The organism is Nereida sp. MMG025 (genome assembly GCF_021654165.1).
Classification (GTDB): Bacteria; Pseudomonadota; Alphaproteobacteria; order Rhodobacterales; family Rhodobacteraceae; genus Nereida.
On sequence record NZ_JAKFZN010000001.1, the window covers coordinates 673,170 to 700,020 of the forward strand.

Genomic DNA, 26,851 nt, shown 5'->3' on the forward strand with positions numbered 1-26,851 from the left:
CCTTCTTGTTCGTTCCTTGCCTATCGGTTGGGCGTCTCGTGCGAGAATACCACAAGGCTGTCACTCGCAACGGTCATTCCATCTGTCACTTTAATAGCATCTTCTTGGCTTGTATCGAAACGGCGCACCCATTTCTCGCCCTGCGGCAGGTCGGGCGGTGTGACTGTAATGTCCCCGCCTCTGTTTAGCACCACCAGCAAAGCACCTTCACGTTTGACATATTCAGGTGACCCAGAGGCCATTCGCATTTCAGCGACCAAAGTATCCAATTCCGGATTATCCCAATCGTCTTGTTGCATCGCGGCCCCGTCCACCCTGCGCCAGAATAGATCCGGCTCACCATCAATCAGGCGTTGACGCGAGTGTAAGAACCGCGATTGCCGCAACAACGGATGCATTTTGCGAAAGGCAATCGCTTGCTCGCAAAATGCAAAAAACGGATCGCTTTCGTCGGGCCAATTCACCCATCCGATTTCATTGTCCTGACAATAGGCATTGTTGTTGCCACCTTGGGAATTGCTCAGCTCGTCGCCCGCAAGGATCATCGGCGTGCCTTGTGACAGCATGAGCGTCGCAATCATATTCCGTTTGCGACGGGTTCGCGCCGCGGCAATACCAGGGTCATCAGTCGGTCCTTCGACGCCCATATTGTCAGAATGGTTATTAGAGTGACCATCGCGGTCATCTTCGCCATTGGCCAGATTGTGCTTGCGACTGTAGCTGACCGTGTCGTGAAGGGTGAAGCCATCATGCGCTGTCAAAAAATTCAACGATGAGGTTGCCGCCCGTCCGTCATGATCAAAATACGGGGCTGACCCCACCAAGCGCTCCGCCACATCCTTGGCTTTACCAGCATCGCCACGCCAGAACTCTCGCACATTGTCGCGGTACTTATCATTCCATTCCGCAAAGGGGGATGGATAGGCACCCAACTGATAGCCGCCTGGCCCGATATCCCAAGGTTCGGCGATCAATTTCACCTGATTGAGAACGGGATCCTGGCCGATGGCGCGAAAAAAGGGACCGTCTCTTTCAAAGCCACGCGCGGTGCGCCCAAGTGCCGAGCACAGGTCAAACCGAAACCCGTCGACATGCATGACTTCAACCCAATAACGCAGGCTATCCATGACAAGTCGAATGACAAACGGGTTTTCGAAATCAAGCGTGTTTCCACATCCCGCATCATCAATGTAGTAGCGTGGATTATCGGCCAAGCGATAGTAGCTTGCGTTATCCAGACCGCGAAACATCAGTGTTGGGCCCAGTTCCGAACCCTCTGCGGTATGGTTGTATACCACATCTAAAATCACTTCGATCCCCGCAGAATGGAACCGCTTCACCATCTGTTGGAATTCCGCGATATCGCCATTTTGCATGTAGCGCGGATCGGGCGCAAAAAACCCGTAGGTCATATACCCCCAGTAATTTGTCAGGCCGCGATCCAGCAGAAACTTTTCGTTCAGAAACGCTTGCACAGGCAACAATTCAACCGCCGTGACACCTAGCTTATTCAGATGCTCCAAAATCGGATCTGATGCCATCGCAAGATACGTGCCGCGCCCCGAAATGTCTGGACGCCCGGCCGTCAACCCTTTGACATGCGCTTCATAGATGATTGATCCTTCCATGGGCGTGCGCGGGTGGTCATCATCGCCCCAGTCAAACGACGGATCGACCACGACACATCGCGGCATATACGGCGCGCTATCGGTCTTATCAAAGGTCAGGTCCTTGTCTTTGTGGTCGTTGTCATAGCCAAACAACGCATCGTTCCAGATCGGATGACCGGTCAGGCGCTTGGCGTAAGGATCGATAAGAAGCTTATAGGGATTGAAACGGTGCCCTTCATCGGGCGCATAGGGGCCATCCATACGCACACCGTATTGTTGGCCCGCCTTCATACCAGGGAAGTAACCATGCCAGACATGCCCTTCGCGTTCGGGCAATGTAATGTTTTGATGTTCGTTGCCGTCCTCGTCAAACAGGCACAGCATCACCTTGGTTGCATGGCGCGAAAAAATGGCAAAGTTCACACCTTCATCGTCAAGCGTTGCCCCAAGCGGCGAAGGCCGGCCCGGCCGAATTTCAAATGTGCCAATACTCACTTGGTGGTCTCAAGCGCTGAGACGTATAGGTCGTGATAGGCCGCCGCAGATGTTTGCCATCCGACAGGTTGTTTCATCGCGTTTTGTTGCATTTTTTTCCAAGTTTTGCGGTCTTTGAAAAGTTCGTTGATCCGCTCCAACGCATTTGCCAATGCCTGCGCCGTGATTGGAAAGAATTGCACGCCAGTGGCAACACCGCGCGCCAGCGCAGCCGGTGACGCGTTGATCACAGTATCAGCAAGCCCACCCGTCAGCGCCACCAACGGCACCGTGCCATAACGCAGACCGTAAAGCTGCGTCAGGCCACACGGCTCAAACCGCGATGGGACAAGAATGACGTCCCCGCCCGCCATCATCTGATGGGAAAGTTGCTCGTCATAGCCAATCTTGACGGCAACATTTTCGTGGCCATCCGCGGCCTCTAGCAAGGCAATCTCTAGCCGTGGATCACCTGATCCCAGTAAGGCCAGCTGGCCACCATCGGCCAGAAGGCTTGGCAACGCTTCAAGCAACAGGTCGATGCCCTTTTGTTCGGTCAGCCGCGAGACCAGAACGTAAAGCGGCCCCTTGGATGGCCGCAAACCAAAGGTTTTGCGCAAGGTCTTTTTGTTGGCTGCTTTGCCCGCCGCGGTTTTATAGGTTTGGATGTTGGGGTCCGTTTCGGGGTTCCACGCCTCCAGATCAATGCCATTCACGATGCCCAACACATCCGCACGCCGCGCTGCCAAAACCCCGTCCATTCCAATCCCGAACTCGGGTGTAAGCAGCTCTTCGGCATAGGTCTGGGACACCGTATTGATCTTGGTCGCGCCGATCAGCCCTGCCTTCAGCGCTGATATTTGGCCCCAGAATTCAAAGTGATCGGCTGTAAACCGCGTTGGTTCAAGGTCCAGCGTCTTTAGTTTCGATGCATCCGCATTTCCATGAAACGCGATGTTGTGAATGGTAAAGACGAAAGGCGTGGGTTGGTTCAGATCATGCAAATACTCGGGCGTCAGGCCTGCCTGCCAGTCATGACCATGGACAAGATCAGGCGTCCACCCACCTGCGCCATCCTTTGCGATCTGCGCCGCGACTTTGCACAAAGCTGCAAATCGCTCTGGATTGTCGGGCCAGTCATTGCCCGTTGCATTCGCATATATCGCGCCGTCGCGATCATAAAGATGCGGCGCGTCAAGGATCAGAAGGTCGACACCTGCCAAACGGCAGGCCAGCAATTTAGCGGCCCCACCGAAAAGACCCGCATAGGTTTCGACCACCTCGGCCTTATCAATCTGGCTCAGTACCGTCCGGTAGCCGGGCAGCAAAACGCGCACGGCAACGCCATGTTCGGCCAAAGCGACAGGCAAGGCCCCCGCAACATCGGCAAGCCCTCCCGTTTTAACCAACGGGGCACATTCTGAGACGACAAACAGCGCCTTGATCATAAAGCAGCGGCCTTTTTATCCAACATGTCTTGCGTGATGAGCGTGATCCCCCGTTCAGTGACGCGGAACCATTTGGCGTCCTCGGTCGGGTCCTCGCCCACCACAAGGCCTTCGGGGATGACCACGCCGCTGTCAACCACCACACGCCGCAGCCGCGCCGATCGCTTGACAACCACGTTGGGCAAGACGACCGCTTGGTCAAGCACGGCGTAAGAGTTTGTGTGCACATTTGTGAACAAAATGGAATTGCGCACCTCGGTTCCTGAAATGATGCACCCTCCCGCCACCATCGATGAAATGGCAACGCCGCGTCTGTCGCGTTCGTCGTGAATGAATTTGGCTGGCGGCACGCCTTCGTTATAGGTCCAGATGGGCCAATCTTGGTCCCACAGGTCCAGTTCGGGCGTAAAATTTGTCAGGTCGATATGCGCTTCCCAAAACGCATCCACCGTGCCCACGTCCTTCCAATAGGCAGGCGCGCCGTCATCGCGCACGCAGCTATCGTCAAAACGATGCGCCATTGCCTTGCCATTTGCAACAATGCTCGGGATCAGATCATTGCCAAAGTCGTTGGTAGAGTCCGCATTCTCAGCATCCTTCAAAAGCAAGTCACGCAAGAACGCCCACCCAAAGACGTAAATCCCCATGGACGCCAGCGCCATTTCGGGATCATCGGGCATGCCTGGCGGATCGTCTGGTTTTTCAAGAAAACTCGTGATCCGACCAGATGTATCGGTGTCCATGACGCCAAAGGCCGATGCTTCGGCACGCGGAACCGTCAAACACCCGACCGTCACATCCGCGTCCGTTTCCACGTGTTGGCGTAGCATAATTTCGTAGTCCATCTTATAGATGTGATCACCTGCCAAAATGACCACGTAGTCAATGTTATAACTATCCACGATATCTATGTTTTGCGTAATCGCGTCCGCGGTCCCTTTGTACCAGCTTTCATTGCCACCGCGTTGCGAGGCGGGAAGAACGTCCAGAAATTCGTTGCGCTCTGCCCGAAAGAAATTCCACCCCCTTTGGGTATGGCGGATAAGACTGTGGGCTTTGTATTGCGTGGCAACAGCAATTTTACGGATGCCCGAATTGACCGCGTTGGACAAAGCGAAATCAATAATCCGCGCCTTGCCCCCGAATGGCACCGCAGGTTTGACCCGCCTGTCCGTCAATTCCTTCAGACGGCTTCCCCGACCGCCTGCCAATACAAAAGCCATTGATCGTTGTGTGATCCGTTTTGTGGCCATGATGTCTCCCCCTTTTTGTTCGTTTTAACTTTGAAACACGATCACTGATAACGGCGGCAGCGTCACTGCCAGTGAATAAGGGTGCCCATGTTCTGGCAGCTGTTGTGTATCGCACCCTCCCAGATTGCCGCGATCACCGCCGCCATAGATTGCGGCATCGGTGTTTAGAAGTTCCGTCCAGTGACCCTCAGTTGGAACCCCTATGCGGAAATCGTTGCGCTCGACTGGTGTGAAATTGCATATGATCAAAACATCTTTGTCGCCCGCATTGCCTTTGCGCAAATAGGCCGAGACCGATTGCGCGGGATCGTTGCAGACCCATGCAAACCCGTCGTGTTCACAATCCTTGACATGCAGCGCAGGAGTGGTGCGATAGAGTTGGTTCAGATCCTGCACCAATCGCTGCACGCCTTTGTGGGCGGGCTGTTCTGCGGCGGTCCAATCAAGTTCGGCATCGTGGTCCCACTCGTGACCCTGGGCAAATTCACACCCCATGAACAACAGTTTTTTGCCCGGTTGGGTCCACATGAAACCATAATAAGCCCGAAGGTTTGCAAATTTTTCCCACTCGGTGCCGGGCATTTTTTCGAGCATGGAGCCTTTGCCATGCACCACCTCATCGTGGCTGATCGGTAATATGAAATTTTCGGTAAAGGCCCAGTCGATCGGGAAGGTCATCAAGTGGTGATCATGCTGGCGGTAGATCGGATCTTTTTCCATGTACCGCAGTGTGTCGTTCATCCACCCCATGTTCCACTTGTAGCCAAACCCAAGCCCGCCAGTGTGGGCAGGCTGTGACACCCCGGGAAACGAGGTGCTTTCTTCCGCAACGGTCATGATCGAAGGGTCGGCGCCATAAGTGGCCGTGTTCATCTCCTGCAAGAACGCAATCGCTTCGTAATTCTCGCGCCCCCCGTGATGATTAGGCACCCACTCTCCCTCATCGCGCGAATAGTCACGGTAGAGCATAGAGGCCACCGCATCGACGCGCAGACCGTCCAGATGATACTCCTCAATCCAGTATAGCGCATTGGCGATAAAGTAGTTCTTTACCTCTGTGCGCCCGAAATTCGGGATCAATGTATTCCAGTCTTGGTGAAAGCCTTCGCGCGGATCTGCGTGTTCATAAAGGGCGGTGCCATCGAATTGCACCAATCCATGCGCATCGGTGGGAAAATGACCCGGGACCCAATCCAGCAATACCCCAACCCCTTCGGCATGTGCTGCATCCACGAAATCCCGAAATTCATTTGGGGGGCCAAACCGAATTGTCGGCGCATAAAGACCGACAGGTTGATAGCCCCAAGACCCATCAAACGGAAATTCGGAAATCGGCAAAAGCTCAATATGGGTAAAGCCCATATATTTGACATATCCAATCAGATCGCGGGCCAGTTCCTGATATGACAAGGGCCGACCATGGTCATCATACCTGCGCCGCCACGAGCCCAGGTGAACCTCGTAAATCGAAATCGGCTTTGAGCGGTCCGCGCGTTCGGCACGGGATTTCATCCATGCTTTGTCGCGCCACCCATAGCCTGCAAGATCGCGCACAACAGACGCCTGTTCAGGCGGATGTTGCGAGCCAAACCCGACAGGGTCTGCTTTGTCGCGCCTTTGATCGTCAACGCCAGTGACCTGATATTTATACAAAGTTCCATCCCCGAGATCAGGTATGAAAATCTCCCAGATGCCAGTCTCCCCTACGGGGCGCATCGGGTGTCGCCGCCCGTCCCAGACGTTGAAATCCCCAATGACACTCACACGTTTGGCGTTGGGGGCCCAAACCGCGAAATGCACACCCGCAACACCCTGATGTTTGATCACATGCGCGCCCAGAACGCGCCAAAGCTCTTTGTGGGTGCCTTCGCCAAACAGATATTGATCAAGGTCCGACAATACAGGGGCAAAGGAGAACGGGTCGCGCGTGGTATGGCGCGTGCCGTCTTGGTAGGTCACCGTCAGCGTGTAGGATTTGCCGGGAACGCGGGCGCTGAACACATCACCATCAATGCGGTCCAATGGCACCTCTTTGCCCGACTGCGTGGCGACCACGCGGACCGCACCGGGCTGGATGGTTGTAATCCACCGTCTGTTGCCGCTTTTTTGGGCACCCAAAACTTCGAAAGGGGCATCATGCGTTCCAGCGTTCAAAGCCGCCAAACACCCTTGGGTCAGGAAATCTGGCTTGTTTGGAATATCACTGCCTGCCAATATCATAATCCCCCAAATCGCGATTTGCCCTATTTACTTACGTTGTCAGGCGCTAACACAATCGCCTGCCCAAGCCCAAAGGTCAACGCGGGGGCTGTTTGTAGCGCCTGAACGACACATATGTCGCGGCGAGATATTGGGCGCATCAGGACAACTCACGGGCACTTGCCCGCAAGATACAGAGCATGTCTGATGGGTATTGTCGTGGTTCAGCTTCACACCAGTCGCTCCGAAAGGCTTGAAATGCTCCTTACTCCGTCCTCGCCCCGCCCTTTTCTGCGCGCCCTTTTTGACGCAGCTGTCCATGTCGCGGATCCGATGCAAGTCGTTCCACAGCACCTGCCACCAAGACCGCAAGGACGGTTGGTCGTAATCGGTGCAGGCAAGGCAAGCGCGCGGATGGCCGAAGCGGTCGAGACCCACTATGGACCTTGTGAGGGGCTTGTGATCACGCGTTACGGATATGCGCGCCCGTGCCAACACATCGAAATTGTTGAAGCCGCACATCCCGTACCGGATGCCGCGGGCGAAGCCGCCACACGGCGTATGTACGATCTTGTCTCCTCACTGGGGCCCGACGATACGGTGCTGGCGCTTATTTCAGGGGGTGGCTCTGCGTTGCTGTGTGCGCCCAAGCGCGCCATTTCTTTGCAAGACAAGATGGACGTGAACCGCGCGTTGCTTGCCTCTGGCGCGCCCATCGGCCAGATCAATATTGTCAGAAAGCATCTCAGCCTTGTGAAGGGCGGCCAACTTGCAGCGGCCTGTTATCCTGCACCTGTGCAGTCTCTTCTGATTTCAGATGTCCCGGGCGATGATCCTGCCTTGATCGCATCGGGCCCCACCGTCGGCGAGACAAGCGCAACGGAAGATGCACGCCGTATCTTGGATCGCTATAATATTGATTTACCAAAGAAAATTGATGCCGCGCTTTCCACCGAAAGCTCAGTAGTGCGCCCGGGCGACCCGCGCCTTGCGCGCGCACAAACAAAGGTGATCGCGGCCCCGTCACAATCCCTTTCGGCGGCGGCATCGAAAGCCGCAGCCGCCGGCTGCCGCGTGCGGATCCTTGGTGACGCGCTGGAGGGAGAAGCCCGCGATCTCGGGCGCGATCAGGCCCAATTGGCAAAATCCCTTTTGGAAGACGTTACTGCAACAGGCACACCGCTTCTGCTGCTCTCTGGCGGTGAATGCACTGTCACCCGCACAGGCGACGGGATCGGCGGCCCCAATGCGGAATTCGTGCTGGCAGCGGCAATTGCCCTTGGTGAGCAGCCAGATATCCACGTGATGGCCTGCGACACGGATGGTGTTGACGGAGCCGCAGAGGTCGCAGGCGCCTACGCGGATGCGGCCACCCTTGCCCATGCGCGCTCGATGGGCCTAAGCCCAGAAACCCATTTGAACGAAAATAACGCACACACGTTTTTTGAGCGCCTAGACAGCCAGATCGTAACCGGCCCGACCCTTACAAATGTCAATGATTTCAGAGCGATCCTCATCAATCCGACGGCATAGGGACAAGTGAGAAAATGGCGGAGGCTCAGGGATTCGAACCCTGGGGACGCTTTCACGCCCGCCGGTTTTCAAGACCGGTGCATTCGACCACTCTGCCAAACCTCCGCATATCCACATGCCCTACCGAAGGGAAGTTGATTCTAAAAGGGTTTTGGAACGTGTTTGTGATGGTGGAATATCGCCGAACGCACGCCAAGATACTTTGCAACACCGTTCGGTTTAGGGTAGTTTCAGCCCAATGGATGGCGCGGCTGCGTCTTTCGAACCAAAAGGTTGGGTCGTGTTGCTTGGTTCAAGCGATGGGACACCGGCCCAAAAATAACGAAGCAGACGACTTGGGCACAGGAATATAACGATGACAGGCATGACTTTTGGAGTTCGCGCAGCTTTGTTGCTAGGTGCGATGACCCTGGCAGGGTGCGATGAGAATGGCCAATTTACACTACTCCAACCGCAAAGCGATGCCGAAGCAACATCAGACAGCGGCGCCGCGGCGGCGACAAAACTGATCGAACGCGACGTTGAAGCACCAGACGTGTTTTCCGTGACCGAAGCAGGGCTTTGGGACGGTCGCCCGTCTTTGGGTGGGGTATGGGTCGCGCACCCTGACGTGAAAGACCCCGAACGCGTCATCATTCGCAACCAGGCCAATGGGAAATTCGTGATTGGCGCGCTGTTCCGCCGCGAACGTGAAAACCCGGGTCCGCGCTTGCAAGCGTCTTCTGATGCGGCAACGGCACTGGGCATTTTGGCAGGCCAGCCTGTGGAATTGAATGTCACCGCCCTGCGCCGCGAAACAGTCGAAGATCCCGCCGCAACGCCTGATACCGCCCCTGTTGCCATCGAAACACCTGCCGAGGTTGCAGCCGCACCACTTGATCCCATCGAAGGGGCCGCAGCGGCCATCGACGAGGCACAAGACGCCGCAGCCGTTGCGACACCCGTGCCCACGCCTGCCCCTGCACCCCGCCCTGCGGCGTCTTCACTGGCCAAGCCGTTCATCCAGATCGGCATTTTCAGCGTGGAACAAAACGCCAAGAATACCGCGACCTCGATGCGACAAGCAGGGATCATCCCACAAGTCCTCAAGGGGGAAAGCAACGGCAAAGCCTTCTGGCGGGTGATTGTCGGACCTGCGCCCAATGCATCGGACCGCGCAGCCTTGCTCAAGAAGGTCAAGGCCAAAGGGTTCGAAGACGCGTACTACGTGACCAATTAAGTGAACACCATTCTGCCAAGGAAGTGACTGTCATGTATCGTTTTGCCTGCATTTTTGCTTTTGTCATCGGACTGGCTTTGCCTGCCGCTGCGTTCGAGACACGCGCAACCGCCGCCTACGTCATTGATCAAACCACGGGAACCGTGTTGCTTTCGAAAAACGCAAACGAAGCGCTGCCCCCTGCATCCATGTCCAAGCTGATGACGCTTTATATGGCGTTTGACGCCATTGCGGATGGCCGCCTGCAGTTGGACGAAGAGCTTTTGGTCAGCCAACACGCCATGAGCTTTGGGGGATCCACATTGTTTCTGCGCGCGGGTGAACGCGTAAAAGTCGAAGATCTGATCCGCGGGATCATCGTGCTGTCTGGTAATGATGCTTGCGTTGTGATCGCCGAAGCACTGAGCCGTGATGGGACAGAAGCAGGTTTTGCACAGATGATGACAACACGGGCCCGCGAACTTGGTATGACCAATTCCACGTTTGCCAATTCCAGCGGCTGGCCCGCTGCAGGCCACCGTATGTCTATGAAAGACCTTGCGATCTTGGCAGACCGTCTGATCAAAGATTACCCAACCTACTATCCGCTTTTTTCGCAAAAAGAGTTTCTTTTTGACCCAAAGGAAAGCGAAAACAGGCTAAACCGCAATCCGCTTCTGGGCCTTGGGATCGGGGCGGATGGACTGAAAACAGGACATACGCGCGAGGCAGGCTACGGACTGGTTGGCAGCGCGCAACAAGGTGACCGCCGTATCATTTTTGTTCTCACTGGCCTGCAAAGCAGCGCCGCACGTGCCGAAGAATCCGAAAAGATTGTAAATTGGGCGTTTCGCCAATTTGCTCAAAAAGAGCTTATCAAGGCAGGCACAGTGATCGCAGAAGCCGAAGTCTGGAATGGCGCGGAAACAACCGTTGGACTGGTCCCCGCACAAGACCTGTCCCTCCTTTTGCCTGTGTTAAGCGGCAATACCGTCGATGCGCAGGTCCGCTACACCGGCCCCGTGGAAGCCCCCATATCTGCAGGGGATCAACTTGCCGAACTGGTTATCGCCTTGGATGACCTGCCAGAAACGCGCCTGCCATTAGTGGCCGCCAATGATGTCCCTGCCGCAGGATTTGTGGGCAAAATGCGCACAGCCACGGGCGTCTTGGTTCAACAGGTGACCGCATCGCCTGCCGCCCCGTTGCAAGCCCCTTCTTCCGCCAACTGATTGAAGCAGATGGCCCGCTTTATCACGTTCGAAGGGATTGATGGGTCAGGCAAATCGACCCAAGCGCGCATGTTGGCCGACGCCTTGCCCTCTGCCGTTCTAACCCGTGAACCTGGCGGCTCAATAGGGGCCGAAGACATTCGCCGCCTTTTGGTCGAAGGCGATCCTGATCGCTGGTCAGCCGAAACAGAACTTTTGCTTTTTACCGCCGCGCGCCGTGATCATCTTGAGCAGACCATTGAACCGGCCCTCGCCTCTGGGCGTGATGTTATTTCCGATCGTTTTGCAGACAGCACGCGCGTTTACCAAGGGGCCACGCGGGGTGATTTGCGTGCCAAAGTGGACGCGCTGCATACACTGATGATCGGTCGAGAGCCCGACCTTACGCTGTTGATTGATATGGATCCCGCAGTGGCGCTGAGCCGCGGATTGGCGCGTGGCTCTGGCGAAGATCGGTTCGAGGATTTTGGCCTGCCCTTCCAGCAAAAGCTGCGCGATGGGTTTTTGGAGCTGGCCAACGAGGGCCCTGCACGCTGGCATGTAATTGATGGCAATCGGCCGATCGAGGACGTCTTTGCTGATGTGAAAGCTGCCTGCCTTTAAAATCCGCTTCCCCCTGCCCGGCGGTCATGGCACACCTTCCCCATGTCCGATTTGCCCCAACCAGACCGCGTCGACGGTGCCCCCCACCCGCGTGAAACCTCGCAGGTCATCGGACATGATGCGGCGGCAGCTTCGTTTCTGGACAGTTTTTCAAGTGGTCGGATGCATCATGCATGGATGCTGCAAGGCCCGCGCGGGATTGGCAAAGCCAGCTTTGCCTACCAAATTGCGCGGTTTCTGATTGCAACACCCCCGCTTGACGATGGCGGCATGTTCGGCGCGCCAGAGCCGCCCACATCTTTGCACATCGCAGACGATCACCCAGTTGCGCGGCGCATTCTTGCCGGCAGTGACCCGTCGCTTTTTGTGCTGCGCCGTGCTGTTGACGACAAAGACAATACCAAACTTAAAACCGTCATCACCGTGGACGAAGCCCGTAAGCTCAAGGAATTCCTGTCCCTTTCGGCCACCGATGGCGCCACCCGCGTGGTGATTGTGGACGCCGCCGATGAAATGAACATCCAAACGGCCAATGCGATCCTGAAGGTTTTGGAAGAGCCGCCCGCGAACACGGTGTTCTTGCTGATTTGTCATCAGCCCTCAAAACTGCTGCCCACCATTCGCTCGCGCTGTCGGACGTTGAATTTGTCGCGCCTGAACCCTCAGGATATGGAACGCGCGCTGCGCGCGGCCAACGTGCCGCTGCCCGCTGACACCCATCATCTGACCACTTTGTCCGATGGGTCGGTCGGTGAAGCGCTGCGCCTGATCAATCTGGGCGGGCTTGATACGTATGCTGATCTGGTCGATTTGTTGCAAAATGCCCCGGGTCTGGATCGTGGGCGACTTTTGAAAATGGCCGAAGGTATGGTCGGTCGGGGCAAAGCACCTAAATTCGAATTGTTCCTTGGCCAGATTGACGTGTTGTTGTCGCGCATTGCGCGCGCAGGCCTGATGGGACCGCCAGAGGCCGAGGCCGCACCGCGCGAGGCATCTTTGCTGGTGCGGCTCTGTGCCAGCCCGCACGCTGCCCGTGAATGGGCGGGATTACAGCAAGAGATTGGCGCACGTTTGCGACATGGACGGGCCGTCAATCTTGACCCTGCCGCTTTGGTCCTTGATACGGGTCTCAAGATTGATCAAGCCGCCGCGCGGTTGGCGGCAAAAAGGTAGCCTATGATAGTCGACAGCCATTGCCATCTGGACTTTCCCGACTTTGATGCAGAACGCCCCGCCGTGATCCAGCGCGCTGTTGATGCGGGGGTGACCAAAATGGTGACGATCTGCACCAAACTGCGACTGGAACCACAGGTGCGCGCCATTGCAGAAAGCTTTGACCCTGTATTCTACGCCGCTGGCACCCATCCCATGAGTGCGGCCGATGAACCTATGGCAACGGTCGATCAGTTGGTCAGACTTGCGGCGCACCCCAAGTTTGTCGGCATCGGTGAAACGGGCCTGGATTACCACTACACCGCCGACAGTGCCGAGGTGCAAAAGCAATCCTTACGCATCCATATTGAAGCAGCCCGCCAAACAGGCCTGCCGCTGATTATTCACGCCCGTGCCGCAGATGATGATATGGCCGCGATCCTGACAGACGAATATGCCAATGGCGCGTTTGACTGTGTGATGCACTGTTATTCCAGCGGTGCGGATTTGGCCAAAACCGCGATCGATCTGGGGTTTTATCTGTCCATGTCCGGCATTGCGACCTTTCCCAAAAGCCAGCAGGTGCGCGATATTTTTGCCGCCGCGCCGCTGGACCGTGTTTTGGTGGAAACAGATAGCCCCTATCTGGCCCCGCCCCCTTATCGCGGCAAGCGCAACGAGCCGTCCTACACAGTGCATACGGCCCAAGTGGGGGCTGATGTGTTTGGCCTGCCCTATGAAGATTTTGCCCGCGCCACTACCGATAACTTCCACCGCCTTTTTGCAAAGGCCGCCTGATGAAACGTATCTTTACCATCCTTGGTTGCGGGTCGTCTGGAGGCGTGCCACGACTTGGGCCAAATGGTGGGAACTGGGGCAAATGCGATCCCTCAGAGCCTAAAAACCGCCGTCGTCGGTGCTCGCTTTTGATTGAACAACATGGCGCGGATGGCACAACGGCGGTGCTGATCGATACGGGCCCCGATATGCGCAGCCAGTTGTTGGATGCAGGCATTGGTGCGCTGGACGGCGTGGTCTATACCCATAGCCACGCCGATCATGTTCACGGCCTCGATGACTTGCGCCAGATTGTCTATAACATGAAAGAGCGGCTCGACGTGTGGTCAGATAAGGCCACCACGAGCGATCTGATATCGCGCTTTGGCTATGCTTTTGTCCAGCCACCGGGGTCCAATTATCCGCCCATCTTGAACCTGCATGAAATCGATGGTGACATCACAATATCGGGCGCAGGTGGTGACATCACGTTAACCCCCTTCGAGGTCGAACACGGCACGATTGATGCACTTGGGTTTCGGATCGGCGATGTGGCCTATCTGCCTGATGTGTCTAAAATGGACGACAACGTCTTTGCCGCCTTGCATGACCTTGATTGCTTTATCATCGACGCGTTGCGCCGCGACCCACATCCCACCCATTTCCATTTGGACGCCGCACTTGCGGTGATCAAAAAGCTGGCGCCCAAACGCGCGGTGCTCACGAACATGCATCTTGATCTGGATTATGCCACGCTTGAGGCAGAAACACCCGATCACATCACCCCCGCTTTTGATGGAATGCAGATCACTTATGATCTGTAAGACCCTGTAAATGCAGGCGCTTTTAGATGTGATCCTGCCAGTTTTCCTTCTGGTTGCCTTTGGATATGGCGCAAGTTGGAAAGGTTGGTTTTCGCAAGACTATGTCGACGGTCTGATGAAGTTCGCGCAGACCTTCGCCATTCCTTGCCTGTTGTTTTCCGCCATTGCCAACCTCGATTTGGGCCAATCCTTCCAATGGCCGATTTTGTTCAGCTTTTATTCAGGCGCTTTGACGTGCTTCATTCTTGGTGTCTTGGGCGCACGCGTTTTGTTCAAACGCGATTGGGAGGATGCGGTGGCCATCGGCTTTATTGCGCTTTTCTCCAACTCGGTATTGTTGGGCCTGCCCATCACGGAACGCGCTTTCGGCAGCGAAAGCCTCGCGGGCAACTATGCCATCATCGCCATTCATTCGCCTTTCGGTCTTGGGCTTGGGATCATCACGATGGAGATGGCCCGCGCCCATGGTGCACCTTGGCATCAAGTGGGTGGCACGATTGTGAAATCCACGTTTTCAAACCCGCTCATCATTGGCATTAGCCTTGGGTTTTTCGTGAACCTGACAGGTTTGCCCATCCCTTCTGTCGCCCAAGACGCCCTTGATCTGATGATCCGTGCTGCACTGCCCGCTGCGTTGTTCGGCCTTGGGGGGGTGCTCTATCGTTACAAGCCCGAAGGCGATGCGCTGACGATTGTCTATGTGGTCAGCCTTTCGTTGCTTTTGCACCCCATCATCGTTTGGACGCTTGGGAGTTGGGTGGATCTGAGCCAATCTGATCTGCGATCCGCTTTGATCACGGCTGCCTCTGCGCCGGGTATCAACGCCTATCTGTTTGCGAATATGTATGGCCGTGCCAAGCGGGTTGCGGCATCATCGGTGCTGATCGGCACTGCGCTGAATATCTTGTCCATATGGGTTTGGTTGCTGATCCTGAGCTGAGCCTGAAACCAGAGGAGACACCCCCATGAGCATTTTTGACGAGGATCTGTTTTTGAAAGGTCTGGCGCAGCGCAAAGCCACTTTGGGCGCGCAATACGTTGAGGCATCACTGGACAACGCCGATGGCTTCACACGGCCCTTTCAGGAAGCAATGACAGCATGGTGTTGGGGCTTTGGGTGGGGCGACGACGTGATTGACGTCAAGACGCGGTCCATGATGAACCTGTCGATGATTGGCGCATTGGGCAAAATGACCGAATGGGAACTTCATTGCAAAGGGGCGTTGAACAACGGTGTGTCGCCTGAAGAGATCCGCGCCATCATTCATGTCATTGCGATTTACTGTGGGCTGCCGCAAGCGTTGGAGTGTTTCCGCGCAGCGCGCAAGGTGCTGGATGCCGAAGGTTTGCTGGACGGCTAACTGCCATAAAGAGGGAAAGACTGGTGCGGTCGGGGGGACTCGAACCCCCACGAGTGTTACCTCACAGCGACCTCAACGCTGCGCGTCTACCAATTCCGCCACGACCGCAAATCCTAGCTTGGTGGCAGCGTCCTAAACCAAAGCCCGCTGCCTTCACAAGCCCAAAATGTCAGGCGGTGCGTGAAACTGGACGCGGGCCTTGCACCTTGGTGCGTGGGCGGTGCGTCCAGAGCAGGTAAACCAGTGCAACTGCACCAGTGCCAATCAGCAGATAGCCTGCATCTGACTCGCGCCCGAACACCATCATATGAATGGTGCGCCCGGGCAAAAACTGCATCAATCCCGCAGCACCGATCCCCCCAATCCACAACCCGCGCAACGTGGCTCCATGTGCCGCAATATTCCCTATGATCGCATACCGCAGGCCTGCAGCGACAGAATACAGCGTAATCACGCTAAAGGCATGAAGCGGCCCGAACATACCCACCATTGCAAATTCGCTTGGGATAAAAAGCCCTGCAATGGCCAGAACGACCATCGCGGTCAGCCACACATATCCAAGGCGCTTGTGCCACATATCAACCCGGCGCCGAAACAGCACGAACGGACCAACTATAACGGCCGGAACGGCTGCGATCATATGAAGTTGCAACGCCAATGAGGCATCCAGAAAAGGGGTGATTGTCATGATGATGTCTCCTAAGCTATGGGTCGCATTGCACTGTCACGCTGCGATGACATATGTAGAAACCAGCATTTTCCTGCGCGCCACGCGCCTTTCGTGAATAGAGGCTCTGCCTTCGTGAAACACACCCTGTCGCAACCCGCGCTTCGTGAAATGCGCCGCCATTTTGCCAATCCCGTAAGGCTTTTGGCGTTTGCGGGTATTGCGATAATCCTGACCTTGCTGGCCCCTTTTGACACAGACGAGATGCTGCGCGCCTTGCCACGGTTCTTTTACTGGGGCCTGTTGACGGTGCTTGGCTATACAATCGGGTATCTGGGAAACAATCTGGCCGATCGATATGCCAATGCGTCCGGACCATGGGTGCGCACGGCGATTGCCGCCCCTGTAACGGCGGTGGGTGTCTTTATCGTGGTGTTGCTGCTGAACTACGGGTTTCTGGGGCTGGTGCCCAATGCGATGGCAACTGTGTTCATCGCGGCAAATGTTTTTGCCATCTCGGCGATTGTCTCGGCGATTATGCAGGTCGCCTATCACCAGACGGATAGCCAGATAGGTGCGCCGCCTGCGATCCATGCGCGTTTACCCTATGATAAGCGGGGGGACCTGATCAGCATTTCGTCAGAAGATCACTACATCCGTATTTGCACGACCAAAGGCGAAGAGATGATATTGCTGCGTTTGTCAGACGCTGTGCGGGAGGTCGGCGACACGGCGGGCCTTCAGGTGCATCGTTCGCACTGGATTGCAACGGATCATGTGCGAATGGTGCACAAGCTAAAAGACCGCGCGGAAATCACCCTGTCGAATGATCGTGTGATTCCGGTCAGTCGCAGATACCTCCAGGCCGTAGCAGCAGCAGGGCTTTTTTCAGGAAAATCTGATGGTTGAATGGATTACTTCACGTGATTTGGTGCCTTACGAGGACGCCTGTCGCATTATGGAAGACCGTGTTGGAGCCATTCATGCAGGCACCGCAGATGAAGCGATCTGGCTTTTGGAACACCCGCCAATGTACACCGCTGGCACTTCTTCCAAACCGTCGGACCTGACGCAACCTGACCGCTTTCCTGTCTTTGAGACCAAACGCGGCGGGCAATATACCTACCACGGTCCGGGACAACGGGTGATCTACACCATGCTGGATGTGGGCAAGCGCGGGCGCGATGTGCGCGCCTTTGTCCAAAGTCTTGAGGGATGGGTCATCGACACGCTAGATCAATTCAACATCAAAGGCGAAATCCGTGAAGGGCGTGTCGGCGTATGGGTCCAAAGACCCCAAAAGCCCCCCCTTCCCGATGGCAGCCCACGCGAAGATAAAATCGCTGCGATCGGCATCCGCCTGCGCAGGTGGATCAGCTTTCATGGCATTTCGATCAATGTCGAACCGGAGTTAGACCACTTTGACGGCATCGTGCCCTGCGGCATCTCGGGACACGGCGTGACCTCGCTTGTTGATCTGGGTTTGCCAGTTACGATGGATGATCTTGACGTCGCGCTCAAACAGACATTCGAGACGCATTTCCCACCGCAGCGGTAGGCGCACTTACAAAAAGACGGGCACCTGAACAAAGGCGCCCAAAGTGACGGACGGCCAGAATATCACAGCAGGCAGTGGCGGCGCGTCCCTATCCGTGCGCAAAAGCGCAAGCGCAAAAAAGGCGACCATCACCTGCATCGACATCCAACGCCCGTAGTCAAACGCGAGGTAGAACAAAGGCAGAATCGCCAAGACCGCAGCCGCAATCATCAGACGCTGGCGGACCGTTGGACCGGCACCGCGCCAAACCATATAAATTACCACCCACTGGGCGCCCCCCGCCGCAAGGAACGCATAGAAACGTGGCTGATTGTAGACCGCATTCAGCAACATGGCTGCGCTGGTTTCATCGACCTTGGTGTACCACATTGCCCCGTCACACACGCGCGCAGGAAATCCGCGATCGGTTACAGCGGCGCACATTGCCGAGATATCGGACAGATTGGTAAAGACAACCGCGTAGAGCCCCGATGCCAAAGCGATGACAGAAAACGCCAGCATCGCCGCGCTACGAACCCACCCTTCGTGCGTCCACCACAAAAGTATCAAAATGGCAGGAAGCAGCAAGGCCAGGCCTTCGTGCCCTGCCAAGGCAACCGCATAGGCAAACCATGCCGCAACAAGACCCAACAACCGCCCCCGCCACACAATCAGCATCGCCAGGGCGACATAGACCAGCATTTCTTTGTAGACGCCCTCCACAAACACAAGTCCGAGGGGAAGCAGCGCCATTGCTGCCAAACGATCCGAAAACCCGTTTTTGAAAACCAAAAGCGCCGTCAAGCCAGCGTAAAGCGCCAGAATGCTGGATTTGATGGCCAGCACAACAAAGGCCAACGAGAGGCCGGTGGTATCGGCAAGCCAGATCAGCCCGTCCCCCATCAGCCCACGGCGCACCCGCCCGCTTTCAGAATTGATTAACCACTCCCCCACGCGCCATTTGATATTGACCGCCATGTCCGCGTAGTCCGCCCAAAGCCATTGCCACGTGGCAGCCACCCACAGCGCCACAAGGATCACAAAAATCCAAGGCCGCGCAGCCGTTTCCAACGCGGTGAAACGCAGTTGGCGGTTGGCAAGGGGCAACGAAACGGTCGTTGGCATAGTATACGCTCTGATCCTGTTAAGAAAACGAAAGGGCGGAATTTAGAGGGAGAATGGACATAAGACTTCGCGTATTTGCAGGTCAAATGAAGGCAATTTTGGGGAATGCGCTGCAATTTAACACGGTTTGTAAGCGCCTCATCCCAAACAATGATTTAGATCAAACTGCGCCATTTTTACCCACTTAAAATCGTGAACGCGCATTGCTCGTTTAAGACTGTTCCAATAGAACATGCGGGGAATACCCCGTTCGAGTCGCTTCGTCGGGTAAGTATACTTGGGAACCAACAATACGGAGGCACCGGATATGGCAGACGCCGCCATTCACGGCCACGACGCAGACCACGAGGATAACCGAGGCTGGTTTACCCGCTGGTTTATGTCCACAAATCACAAAGACATCGGCATTATGTACCTGTTTACCGCAGGTATTGTCGGTTTCATCTCGGTTGCATTCACAGTTTACATGCGTCTGGAGCTTATGGAGCCAGGCGTGCAGTACATGTGCCTGGAAGGCGCGCGCTTTGTCGCCTCGGAAGCCACGTGTACGCCAAACGGGCACCTCTGGAACGTTCTGATCACCTACCACGGCATCTTGATGATGTTCTTTGTGGTGATCCCTGCCCTGTTCGGGGGCTTTGGTAACTACTTCATGCCCCTACAGATTGGCGCGCCTGACATGGCGTTCCCGCGTCTGAATAACTTGTCCTACTGGTTGTTCGTTGCAGGTACGGCACTTGGTGTGGCGTCGATGCTGGCACCAGGTGGTAACGGCCAGCTTGGCTCGGGCGTCGGTTGGGTTATGTACGCTCCGCTTTCCACATCGGAAGCAGGCATGTCGATGGACCTTGCGATCTTCGCGGTGCACGTTTCAGGCGCATCCTCGATCCTTGGTGCCATTAACATCATCACAACCTTCCTGAACATGCGTGCCCCTGGTATGACGCTGCACAAGGTTCCACTCTTTGCTTGGTCGATCTTTGTAACTGCATGGTTGATCCTTCTGGCGCTTCCAGTGCTGGCTGGCGCGATCACAATGCTGCTGACAGACCGTAACTTCGGCACCAGCTTCTTCCAGCCTGATGGCGGTGGGGACCCTGTGCTTTACCAGCACATCCTGTGGTTCTTTGGCCACCCCGAGGTATATATCATCATCCTTCCGGGCTTCGGCATCATCAGCCACATCATCGCAACATTCTCGCGCAAGCCGATCTTTGGCTACCTGCCAATGGTCTACGCGATGGTTGCTATTGGTGTTCTGGGCTTCGTTGTCTGGGCGCACCACATGTATACAGTAGGTATGTCGCTGACGCAGCAATCCTACTTCATGATGGCGACGATGGTTATTGCGGTGCCCACGGGCGTTAAGATATTCTCGTGGATCGCAACCATGTGGGGCGGCTCGGTCGAGTTCAAAACACCCATGCTTTGGGCCTTCGGCTTCCTGTTCCTGTTCACAGTTGGTGGCGTTACGGGCATCGTGCTGTCGCAAGCGGGCGTGGACCGCGCATATCACGACACATACTACGTCGTTGCGCACTTCCACTACGTGATGTCTTTGGGTGCAGTGTTCTGTATCTTTGCAGGTATCTACTTCTACCTGCCCAAGATGTCGGGCCGCATGTATCCTGAATGGGCTGGTAAGCTGCACTTCTGGGCGATGTTCGTCGGTGCAAACCTGACATTCTTCCCACAGCACTTCCTGGGTCGTCAGGGCATGCCACGTCGCTACATCGACTATCCCGAAGCATTCGCTTACTGGAACTACGTCTCGTCGATGGGTGCATTCCTGTCCTTCGCATCGTTCCTGTTCTTCATCGGTGTCATTGCTTCGACACTGATGGCAGGGCGTCGTGTGACAGAAGCCAACCCTTGGAACGAATATGCAGATACACTGGAGTGGACACTTCCATCGCCCCCCCCAGAGCACACGTTTGAAATTCTTCCAAAGCAGGAAGATTGGGACAAACAGCACAGCCACTAAGGCACCGCTGATCTGAAACAGAAAAGCCCCCGCCTTAACACGCGGGGGCTTTTTTAATTGGATAGAGACTTTCTTTTGCAATCGTTATCCGCAGGTTAATGACGACCATGCCGTATCAGACAACCAGCAATGATCCGACGACCGTGACGCTTTGGCCGCATCAATCGATGACGCCCAATGGGTTTGTTGTTTTCATCGGCATCACAGCGGGCCTTATCGCCCTCCCCCTCATCGCCATTCTTGGCAGCCCGGTGTTGTGGGGGTTGTTGCCCTTCTTCGCCATCGCACTTTGGGGCATTTGGTTTGCGCTGCGCCGCAACCAACGCGACGGCAATCTGCGTGAAGACCTGATCATTACGCCAGAGACTTGCCATTTGCGCCGACAGAACCCGCGCAAGGGCGATCAAACATGGGACGCAAACACCTATTGGGTGAGCGTCCACCTGCACGAAACAGGCGGACCCGTTGAGAACTATGTGACCTTGAAAGGTGGCCTATCGCCCGAAGACCGGCGCGAAGTAGAGATTGGTGCGTTTCTATCGCCCGACGAACGCAAGGCGCTTTACGGCGAACTGCAATCGTTGATCCGCGCGACACTGTAGACAGGTTGTATCAAAGGCCTGATGCCCTACAAGGCGAGGGCATCCTTATTGATCAGACGCCTCAGCGCTAAGCGCTCAGACGGTCTTTCACCATCGGGCCTACGCGCCCGAAATCCATCTGACCTGTATATTTCGACTTCAGCGCTGCCATCACCTTGCCCATATCGCGAATGCTGTCTGCGCCCACTTCGGTCACCGCCGCGTCAACCGCTTTGGCTGTTTCATCGTCGTCCAGCTGTTTGGGCAGATAGTCTTCGATGATCGCAATCTCGCTGTGCTCTTTTTCGGCCAGCTCCAGACGACCGCCTTCTTCGTAGGCACGTGCGCTTTCCTTGCGCTGCTTAACCATCTTGCCAAGGATCGCCACGATATCCGCGTCCGAGATTTCAAACTCTTCGCTGGTGGCCCGCTCTGCGATCTCGCGGTCTTTGATCGCCGCATTGACCAGACGCAATGTCGACAAACGATCTTTGTCTTTGGCCTTCATCGCTTCTTTCAAAGCTGAGCCGATGCGCGTTTTCATATCCATTAAGGAAGCTGCCTTCTTGCCGTTTTTGATCCAAGCAATTGAATGAGTGAATATAGATTTGGCAAGCATGCAAATCAAGCAAAGTCGCGATTCACAAGGCCTTGTTTTTATGGGGTTTTATAATATTTCTGGCGCTTGACCCCACGCCGCGCCCCACTTATGTTCACGCAGATTTGGCAGCAGACAGGACCCAAGCGCATGGCACAAAAGCAAACGTCTCATCCCACAGCCTGCCTTGCCCTTGCAGATGGCACCTTGTTTTACGGGCGCGGGTTTGGCGCCGAAGGCCTGACCCAAGCGGAACTTTGCTTTAATACCGCGATGACGGGCTATCAGGAAATCATGACCGATCCGTCCTATGCGGGTCAGGTTGTGACCTTCACCTTCCCGCATATCGGCAACACGGGCGTGAATCCCGAAGATGACGAAACGGCGGATCCTGTCGCCGAAGGTATGGTGGTTAAATGGGATCCAACAGCATCGTCAAACTGGCGTGCGACAGATGAATTGGGCAGCTGGCTTGCCAAACGCGGACGCATGGGCATGGGCGGCGTTGACACGCGCAGGCTGACCCGCGCGATCCGCCAGCAAGGCGCGCCCCATGTCGCAATGGAATACCGCGAGGACGGCCAATTTGATATCGAAGCGCTTGTTGCCAAAGCCCGCGCTTTCAAAGGGTTGGAAGGCTTGGACCTTGCCAAAAACGTGACCTGCGCACAATCCTATCAATGGGATGAAATGCGGTGGGCATGGCCCGATGGTTTTCCCAAACGCACCGAAAAAGGCCACAAGGTTGTGGCCATCGACTATGGTGCCAAACGCAACATCCTGCGCTGTCTGGCCTCGGCTGGCTGCGACGTTACCGTCCTTCCGGCCAGCGCGACCACAGAAGATGTGCTGGCCCTGAATCCCGATGGCGTCTTTTTGTCCAACGGCCCAGGCGATCCGGCTGCAACAGGCGAATACGCCGTGCCGATGATCAAAGGTGTGCTGGATCAAACCGACATCCCCGTCTTCGGCATTTGCCTTGGACACCAGATGCTGGCGCTGGCGCTTGGGGCGCAGACCGTCAAGATGAACCACGGTCACCACGGTGCCAACCATCCCGTGAAGGACAAAGATACTGGCAAGGTGGAAATCACATCCATGAACCACGGGTTCACCGTTGATAGCCAAACGCTGCCCGCGGGCGTGGTTGAAACACATGTATCGCTTTTTGATGGATCAAACTGCGGCATCCGAATGGCCGACCGCCCCGTGTTTTCGGTGCAATACCACCCAGAGGCCAGCCCCGGCCCGCAAGACAGCTATTACCTGTTCAAGCGGTTTGCCGAGGCGATGAAGGCCAAAGCCACAGCCTAAACGCTCACAGCAAGACGGTTAACCGATTGTTAAACACTCCCGTGCCATCAAAGTCGCGGGGTTTAACGGCTATGGTGGTCCGTCAGAATGAGCAATTTACCATTTTCCTTGGTCGGGCCACGTGCGGTGTTTCCCAAACGGGGCCGCGTCAAAGACCATCCAATCTGTCTGGACAGTCTTTTAATCGACGATTTTGATCTGCACCCGAATGATCTGGCGCGGGCACGGCGCATGGCGCGTTCGGGCGATGCGTCTTTCGAACAGGCCCTGATCTCGGCGCATTTGATCCGCCCACAGGATTTGCTGACCGCGCAAAGCCAATTCCATCAGGCGCAGATCGTAGACCTCTCCCAAACGGAACGATCTGTGGATTTGGCCGACCTGATCGGATTGCGCAACTGCCTGACCCAGTCTGTCGTGCCAATCCAGCGGATCGGCAGCGGTGTTTTGATTGTCACCTCGCGCCCATCGCAGTTCTCTCGCATCAAGGCCATGATCCCGCAAAGCCACCACCCCGTTCTTATGGGGCTGGCGAGCGACGATGATATACATGCAGCCCTCGCACAGGACCACGCGGCCCAACTTGCCCAGATGGCCGAAACGCGGGTTGCGACACGGGATAGTTGTAGGCAATGGAACGTCCCGCGACTGCGGGCGGGGGCGCTGTGCCTTTTGTTTGCGATGTGTGTGCTGTTGTATGTTGCACCTTGGATTGTGCTTCCTGCGCTGACCGCTTGGGCCATCTTGTCACTGGCGGCAACCACGGCTTTGCGGCTTGGGGCAATTGCAATGTATCGCAGGCCGCAACCGCCTGCGCAAGATGTGGCCCAGGTTCGCACACCTGTCGTTTCGGTTCTTGTTCCGCTTTTGCGCGAACGCGAGATTGCGGCCCATCTTATCGCACGTCTGTCGCAACTCACCTACCCCAAACATTTGCTGGACATTTGTCTGGTGGTCGAAAATGACGATCAAATCACGCGCGCGACCCTAGGCCGAACCCGACTGCCGACTTGGATGCGCACCATCGTTGTCCCCCAAGGCAGCCTCAAGACCAAACCCCGCGCGATGAACTACGCGCTGGATTTTTGCCGCGGCTCCATCGTTGGTATCTATGATGCGGAAGATGCGCCTGCCCATGATCAGATCGACCAGGTTGTAAACCGATTTGCGCAATTACCCCCCGATGTGGCCTGTCTGCAAGGGGTTCTGGACTTCTATAACAGCCGCCAAAACTGGCTGGCCCGTTGCTTCACCATTGAATATGCCACATGGTTTCGTGTGGTCCTGCCCGGCCTGCGAAAACTTGGGTTTGCTGTGCCCTTAGGTGGCACAACTTTGTTTTTCCGTCGCCAAGCACTTGAGGCCTTGGGGGGATGGGATGCCCATAACGTGACCGAAGATGCCGATCTGGGCATGCGGTTGGCCCGCCGCGGATACCGCACAGATATCATAGAAACTGTGACGCACGAAGAAGCCAACTGCCGCGTTTGGCCGTGGGTCAAACAGCGGTCACGGTGGCTCAAAGGATATGCGGTGACCTACGGTGTTCACATGCGCGCGCCCCGCAAGCTGTGGCGCGAACTTGGTGCCTGGCAATTTCTGGGGTTCCAAATCCTGTTTCTGGGCACCCTGTCGCAATTCATCCTCGCCCCGCTTCTTTGGGCGTTATGGCTGATCCCGATTTCCAGCGCGGCCGTTTTCGGTGACAGCCTGTCACCGCCTTTTTTATGGGGGCTTGCGGGCATGTTTATCGCAGCAGAACTTATTGCCATCACCAGTAACGCAATCGCGGTAAACCGCAGGGGGTTCCGATCACTATGGCTATGGATACCCGCTATGCACGTCTACTTTTGGTTCGGCACATTGGCCGTTTACAAAGCCCTTTGGGAAATCGTGCGCTGTCCGTTCTATTGGGATAAAACGAGCCACGGCAGGGGCTTGCAAGACAAAGTTACAGCGCCTGCACGGCCTCAGCATCCGATTTCAGCCGCGCCTGAAAGGCAACTGATATATGCTCGCGCAACGCATGATACGCGCCATCCCCGTCACCATTTTCAATGGCAGCCACGATCACCTCATGCTCATCAAGCGTTTTGACATCGCGGCCTTCAATGGCAAGCGACGTCGTCGCCAAAAGCGCCATTGAGCGATGCACCAAATCAAGCTGTTGCACCAGAAAGCGGTTGTGCGATGCCAGATGAACCTGTTTGTGAAACCGTCTGTTCGCGCGCGACATTGCGGATGGATCACCGATCAGGCTGCGATCTGCCTCAAGCATCTCGCGCAACACCTGCACCTCTTCTGGCGTGGCATGACGCGCAGCAAGCCGTGCGGCAAGTCCCTCCAGCTCGGCCCGCACCACATAAAGCTCGGCCAGTTGATTGTGATCAAGGGACGCCACAATCAGGCTACGGCCATCGCGTGTCAAAAGGCTTTGGGTTTCCAGCCGCTGCAATGCTTCACGGATCGGTGTGCGCGACACGCCAAACCGTTCGGCCAATTCGCTTTCCACCAAACGGTCACCGGGTTTGTAAACTCCGATATCAATCGCTTCGAGGATCATATCGTAAGCGTCTTTTTGGGCGACTTTAAGCATTTGGGACCGTTCCATAGATGGTTTCGCTTAGCCTAGCCCGACAGCCTGCAAATCCGCAAGCACCCTACCGATTGACGGCCATATCTGGGCCGCTACCTTGCGGGCATGAAACAGACTTTTTCGCATGTCACCACATGGGTGTTCGACCTTGATCACACGCTCTATCCCCCCGAAGTGGCGCTGTTTGAACAGATTGAAAAACGGATGGAGGCCTTTATTTGCAAGGCATTGTCTGTTGATCTGGGCACCGCCAAAGCCCTTCGCGCTGAATATTGGGCCAGTCATGGGACAACGCTTGCAGGCCTGATGGACCGCCACGATATGCCGCCCGAAGATTTCTTGCATGACGTGCATGACATCGATTTTTCGATCATCCCCCCAAGTCCTGAATTGGCTGATGCGATCTGTTCACTGCCGGGGCGCAAGATCATTTATACAAATGGCACACGCCCCTACGCCCAAGCCGTCACTCAGGCGCGTGGATTGACTGGCGTATTTGATGAAATCTACGGGGTGGAACACGCAGGATATCGGCCCAAGCCCGAAGCACAGGCCTTTGCGAAAGTCTTTGCCCAAGACGGGCTTGATCCCACCCGCGCCGCGATGTTTGAGGACGATATCCGCAACCTTGCGGTGCCGCATGCTTTGGGCTTGCGCACGGTTCACGTGGCCCCGCAACAGTCGGCGGCGCCACATGTTCACCATCACACCGATGACCTTGCTTCTTTTTTGTCAAATGTGATCTAAAAATCGGCGAGCCTGCGGCGAAATGAACCTGTTGGATC

The 26,851-nt window shown here is 55.9% G+C and carries 23 protein-coding genes, 2 tRNA genes and 1 pseudogene; 16 read left to right on the forward strand and 10 right to left on the reverse strand.

The genetic code is table 11. The features are described from left to right. Window positions 1–20: 20 nt before the first annotated feature. From glgX to glgB, 4 genes are read right to left on the reverse strand one after another with little or no spacing between them, the layout of a single operon-like run. Window positions 21–2,099: a glycogen debranching protein GlgX gene (glgX, locus tag L1065_RS03260; RefSeq protein ID WP_237094531.1), complete on the reverse strand. Its 2,079-nt coding sequence runs from the start codon at window positions 2,097–2,099 to the stop codon at window positions 21–23. Window positions 2,100–2,101: 2 nt separating this feature from the next. Next, window positions 2,102–3,532 (reverse strand): glycogen synthase GlgA, encoded by a 1,431-nt coding sequence (gene glgA / locus L1065_RS03265; protein ID WP_237094010.1) that lies wholly within the window; start codon window positions 3,530–3,532, stop codon window positions 2,102–2,104. Next, entirely contained in the window at window positions 3,529–4,785 is a 1,257-nt protein-coding gene (gene glgC, locus L1065_RS03270) for a glucose-1-phosphate adenylyltransferase (protein ID WP_237094011.1), read from the reverse strand. Before glgC ends, glgA begins: the two co-directional genes overlap by 4 nt. Window positions 4,786–4,809: 24 nt before the next feature. After that, on the reverse strand, window positions 4,810–7,005 hold the full coding sequence (gene glgB / locus L1065_RS03275; RefSeq protein ID WP_237094012.1) for a 1,4-alpha-glucan branching protein GlgB: 2,196 nt from the start codon (window positions 7,003–7,005) through the stop codon (window positions 4,810–4,812). Between the two features lie 237 nt (window positions 7,006–7,242). On the opposite strand from glgB, the gene L1065_RS03280 reads away from it, so the two are divergent. Next, window positions 7,243–8,517 carry a glycerate kinase gene (locus L1065_RS03280; protein ID WP_255766014.1) on the forward strand — a complete coding sequence of 425 codons (1,275 nt, stop codon included), beginning with the start codon at window positions 7,243–7,245 and terminating at the stop codon, window positions 8,515–8,517. Between the two features lie 15 nt (window positions 8,518–8,532). Here the strand turns inward: L1065_RS03280 and L1065_RS03285 are convergent. After that, window positions 8,533–8,622, reverse strand: a tRNA-Ser gene (locus tag L1065_RS03285). Window positions 8,623–8,881: 259 nt separating this feature from the next. Here L1065_RS03285 and L1065_RS03290 point away from each other — a divergent pair. Genes L1065_RS03290 through L1065_RS03325 form a run of 8 tightly spaced genes read left to right on the forward strand, consistent with a single transcriptional unit; the run spans window position 8,882 to window position 15,664 of the window. Then, a complete protein-coding gene (locus L1065_RS03290; protein ID WP_237094014.1) occupies window positions 8,882–9,736 on the forward strand; it encodes an SPOR domain-containing protein in 855 nt (284 codons plus the stop codon). Window positions 9,737–9,768: 32 nt separating this feature from the next. Further along, window positions 9,769–10,947, forward strand: coding sequence for a D-alanyl-D-alanine carboxypeptidase family protein (locus L1065_RS03295; protein ID WP_237094015.1), 1,179 nt, complete (start codon window positions 9,769–9,771; stop codon window positions 10,945–10,947). A 9-nt stretch (window positions 10,948–10,956) separates the two neighbouring features. Beyond that, on the forward strand, window positions 10,957–11,550 hold the full coding sequence (tmk, locus tag L1065_RS03300) for a dTMP kinase (RefSeq protein WP_237094016.1): 594 nt from the start codon (window positions 10,957–10,959) through the stop codon (window positions 11,548–11,550). A gap of 42 nt (window positions 11,551–11,592) precedes the next feature. After that, a complete protein-coding gene (locus tag L1065_RS03305) occupies window positions 11,593–12,723 on the forward strand; it encodes a DNA polymerase III subunit delta' (protein WP_237094017.1) in 1,131 nt (376 codons plus the stop codon). A 3-nt stretch (window positions 12,724–12,726) separates the two neighbouring features. Continuing rightward, entirely contained in the window at window positions 12,727–13,500 is a 774-nt protein-coding gene (locus L1065_RS03310; protein ID WP_237094018.1) for a TatD family hydrolase, read from the forward strand. Further along, complete coding sequence (locus L1065_RS03315) at window positions 13,500–14,303, forward strand: MBL fold metallo-hydrolase (protein WP_237094019.1); 804 nt, start codon at window positions 13,500–13,502, stop codon at window positions 14,301–14,303. Before L1065_RS03310 ends, L1065_RS03315 begins: the two co-directional genes overlap by 1 nt. 10 nt (window positions 14,304–14,313) lie before the next feature. Continuing rightward, the gene (locus L1065_RS03320) at window positions 14,314–15,243 is read left to right on the forward strand and encodes an AEC family transporter (RefSeq protein WP_237094020.1); all 930 of its coding nucleotides are present in this window, start codon (window positions 14,314–14,316) and stop codon (window positions 15,241–15,243) included. A 25-nt stretch (window positions 15,244–15,268) separates the two neighbouring features. Further along, window positions 15,269–15,664: a carboxymuconolactone decarboxylase family protein gene (locus L1065_RS03325; protein WP_237094021.1), complete on the forward strand. Its 396-nt coding sequence runs from the start codon at window positions 15,269–15,271 to the stop codon at window positions 15,662–15,664. 21 nt (window positions 15,665–15,685) lie between these two features. On the opposite strand, the gene L1065_RS03330 is transcribed toward L1065_RS03325, so the two are convergent. Further along, a tRNA-Leu gene (locus L1065_RS03330) sits at window positions 15,686–15,772 on the reverse strand. 61 nt (window positions 15,773–15,833) lie between these two features. Further along, a complete protein-coding gene (locus tag L1065_RS03335; RefSeq protein WP_237094022.1) occupies window positions 15,834–16,352 on the reverse strand; it encodes a DUF2306 domain-containing protein in 519 nt (172 codons plus the stop codon). Between the two features lie 114 nt (window positions 16,353–16,466). Between L1065_RS03335 and L1065_RS15905 the strand changes: the two genes are divergently transcribed. Next, the gene (locus L1065_RS15905; RefSeq protein ID WP_237094023.1) at window positions 16,467–17,240 is read left to right on the forward strand and encodes a LytTR family transcriptional regulator DNA-binding domain-containing protein; all 774 of its coding nucleotides are present in this window, start codon (window positions 16,467–16,469) and stop codon (window positions 17,238–17,240) included. Beyond that, entirely contained in the window at window positions 17,233–17,889 is a 657-nt protein-coding gene (lipB, locus tag L1065_RS03345) for a lipoyl(octanoyl) transferase LipB (protein ID WP_237094024.1), read from the forward strand. Before L1065_RS15905 ends, lipB begins: the two co-directional genes overlap by 8 nt. Before the next feature lie 6 nt (window positions 17,890–17,895). On the opposite strand, the gene L1065_RS03350 is transcribed toward lipB, so the two are convergent. Further along, entirely contained in the window at window positions 17,896–18,993 is a 1,098-nt protein-coding gene (locus L1065_RS03350; protein WP_237094025.1) for a hypothetical protein, read from the reverse strand. A 307-nt stretch (window positions 18,994–19,300) separates the two neighbouring features. Here L1065_RS03350 and ctaD point away from each other — a divergent pair, with 307 nt between their 5' ends. Both ctaD and L1065_RS03360 read left to right on the forward strand, forming a co-directional pair. After that, entirely contained in the window at window positions 19,301–20,977 is a 1,677-nt protein-coding gene (ctaD, locus tag L1065_RS03355; protein ID WP_237094026.1) for a cytochrome c oxidase subunit I, read from the forward strand. Window positions 20,978–21,084: 107 nt separating this feature from the next. Beyond that, window positions 21,085–21,579, forward strand: a complete 495-nt coding sequence (locus L1065_RS03360; RefSeq protein WP_237094027.1) for a DUF2244 domain-containing protein — start codon at window positions 21,085–21,087, stop codon at window positions 21,577–21,579. 67 nt (window positions 21,580–21,646) lie between these two features. Here L1065_RS03360 and L1065_RS03365 read toward each other — a convergent pair whose 3' ends face one another. Beyond that, the gene (locus tag L1065_RS03365; RefSeq protein ID WP_237094028.1) at window positions 21,647–22,108 is read right to left on the reverse strand and encodes a GatB/YqeY domain-containing protein; all 462 of its coding nucleotides are present in this window, start codon (window positions 22,106–22,108) and stop codon (window positions 21,647–21,649) included. Window positions 22,109–22,306: 198 nt separating this feature from the next. Here L1065_RS03365 and carA point away from each other — a divergent pair, with 198 nt between their 5' ends. Both carA and L1065_RS03375 read left to right on the forward strand, forming a co-directional pair. Beyond that, window positions 22,307–23,470, forward strand: a complete 1,164-nt coding sequence (gene carA / locus L1065_RS03370; RefSeq protein ID WP_237094029.1) for a glutamine-hydrolyzing carbamoyl-phosphate synthase small subunit — start codon at window positions 22,307–22,309, stop codon at window positions 23,468–23,470. Window positions 23,471–23,701: 231 nt separating this feature from the next. Continuing rightward, a pseudogene (locus tag L1065_RS03375) lies at window positions 23,702–25,147 on the forward strand (glycosyltransferase family 2 protein); the annotation flags it as partial. A gap of 274 nt (window positions 25,148–25,421) precedes the next feature. Here L1065_RS03375 and L1065_RS03380 read toward each other — a convergent pair. Next, on the reverse strand, window positions 25,422–26,081 hold the full coding sequence (locus tag L1065_RS03380) for a GntR family transcriptional regulator (RefSeq protein ID WP_237094030.1): 660 nt from the start codon (window positions 26,079–26,081) through the stop codon (window positions 25,422–25,424). 90 nt (window positions 26,082–26,171) lie between these two features. Here L1065_RS03380 and L1065_RS03385 point away from each other — a divergent pair, with 90 nt between their 5' ends. Beyond that, on the forward strand, window positions 26,172–26,813 hold the full coding sequence (locus L1065_RS03385) for a pyrimidine 5'-nucleotidase (RefSeq protein ID WP_237094031.1): 642 nt from the start codon (window positions 26,172–26,174) through the stop codon (window positions 26,811–26,813). Window positions 26,814–26,851: the final 38 nt, after the last annotated feature.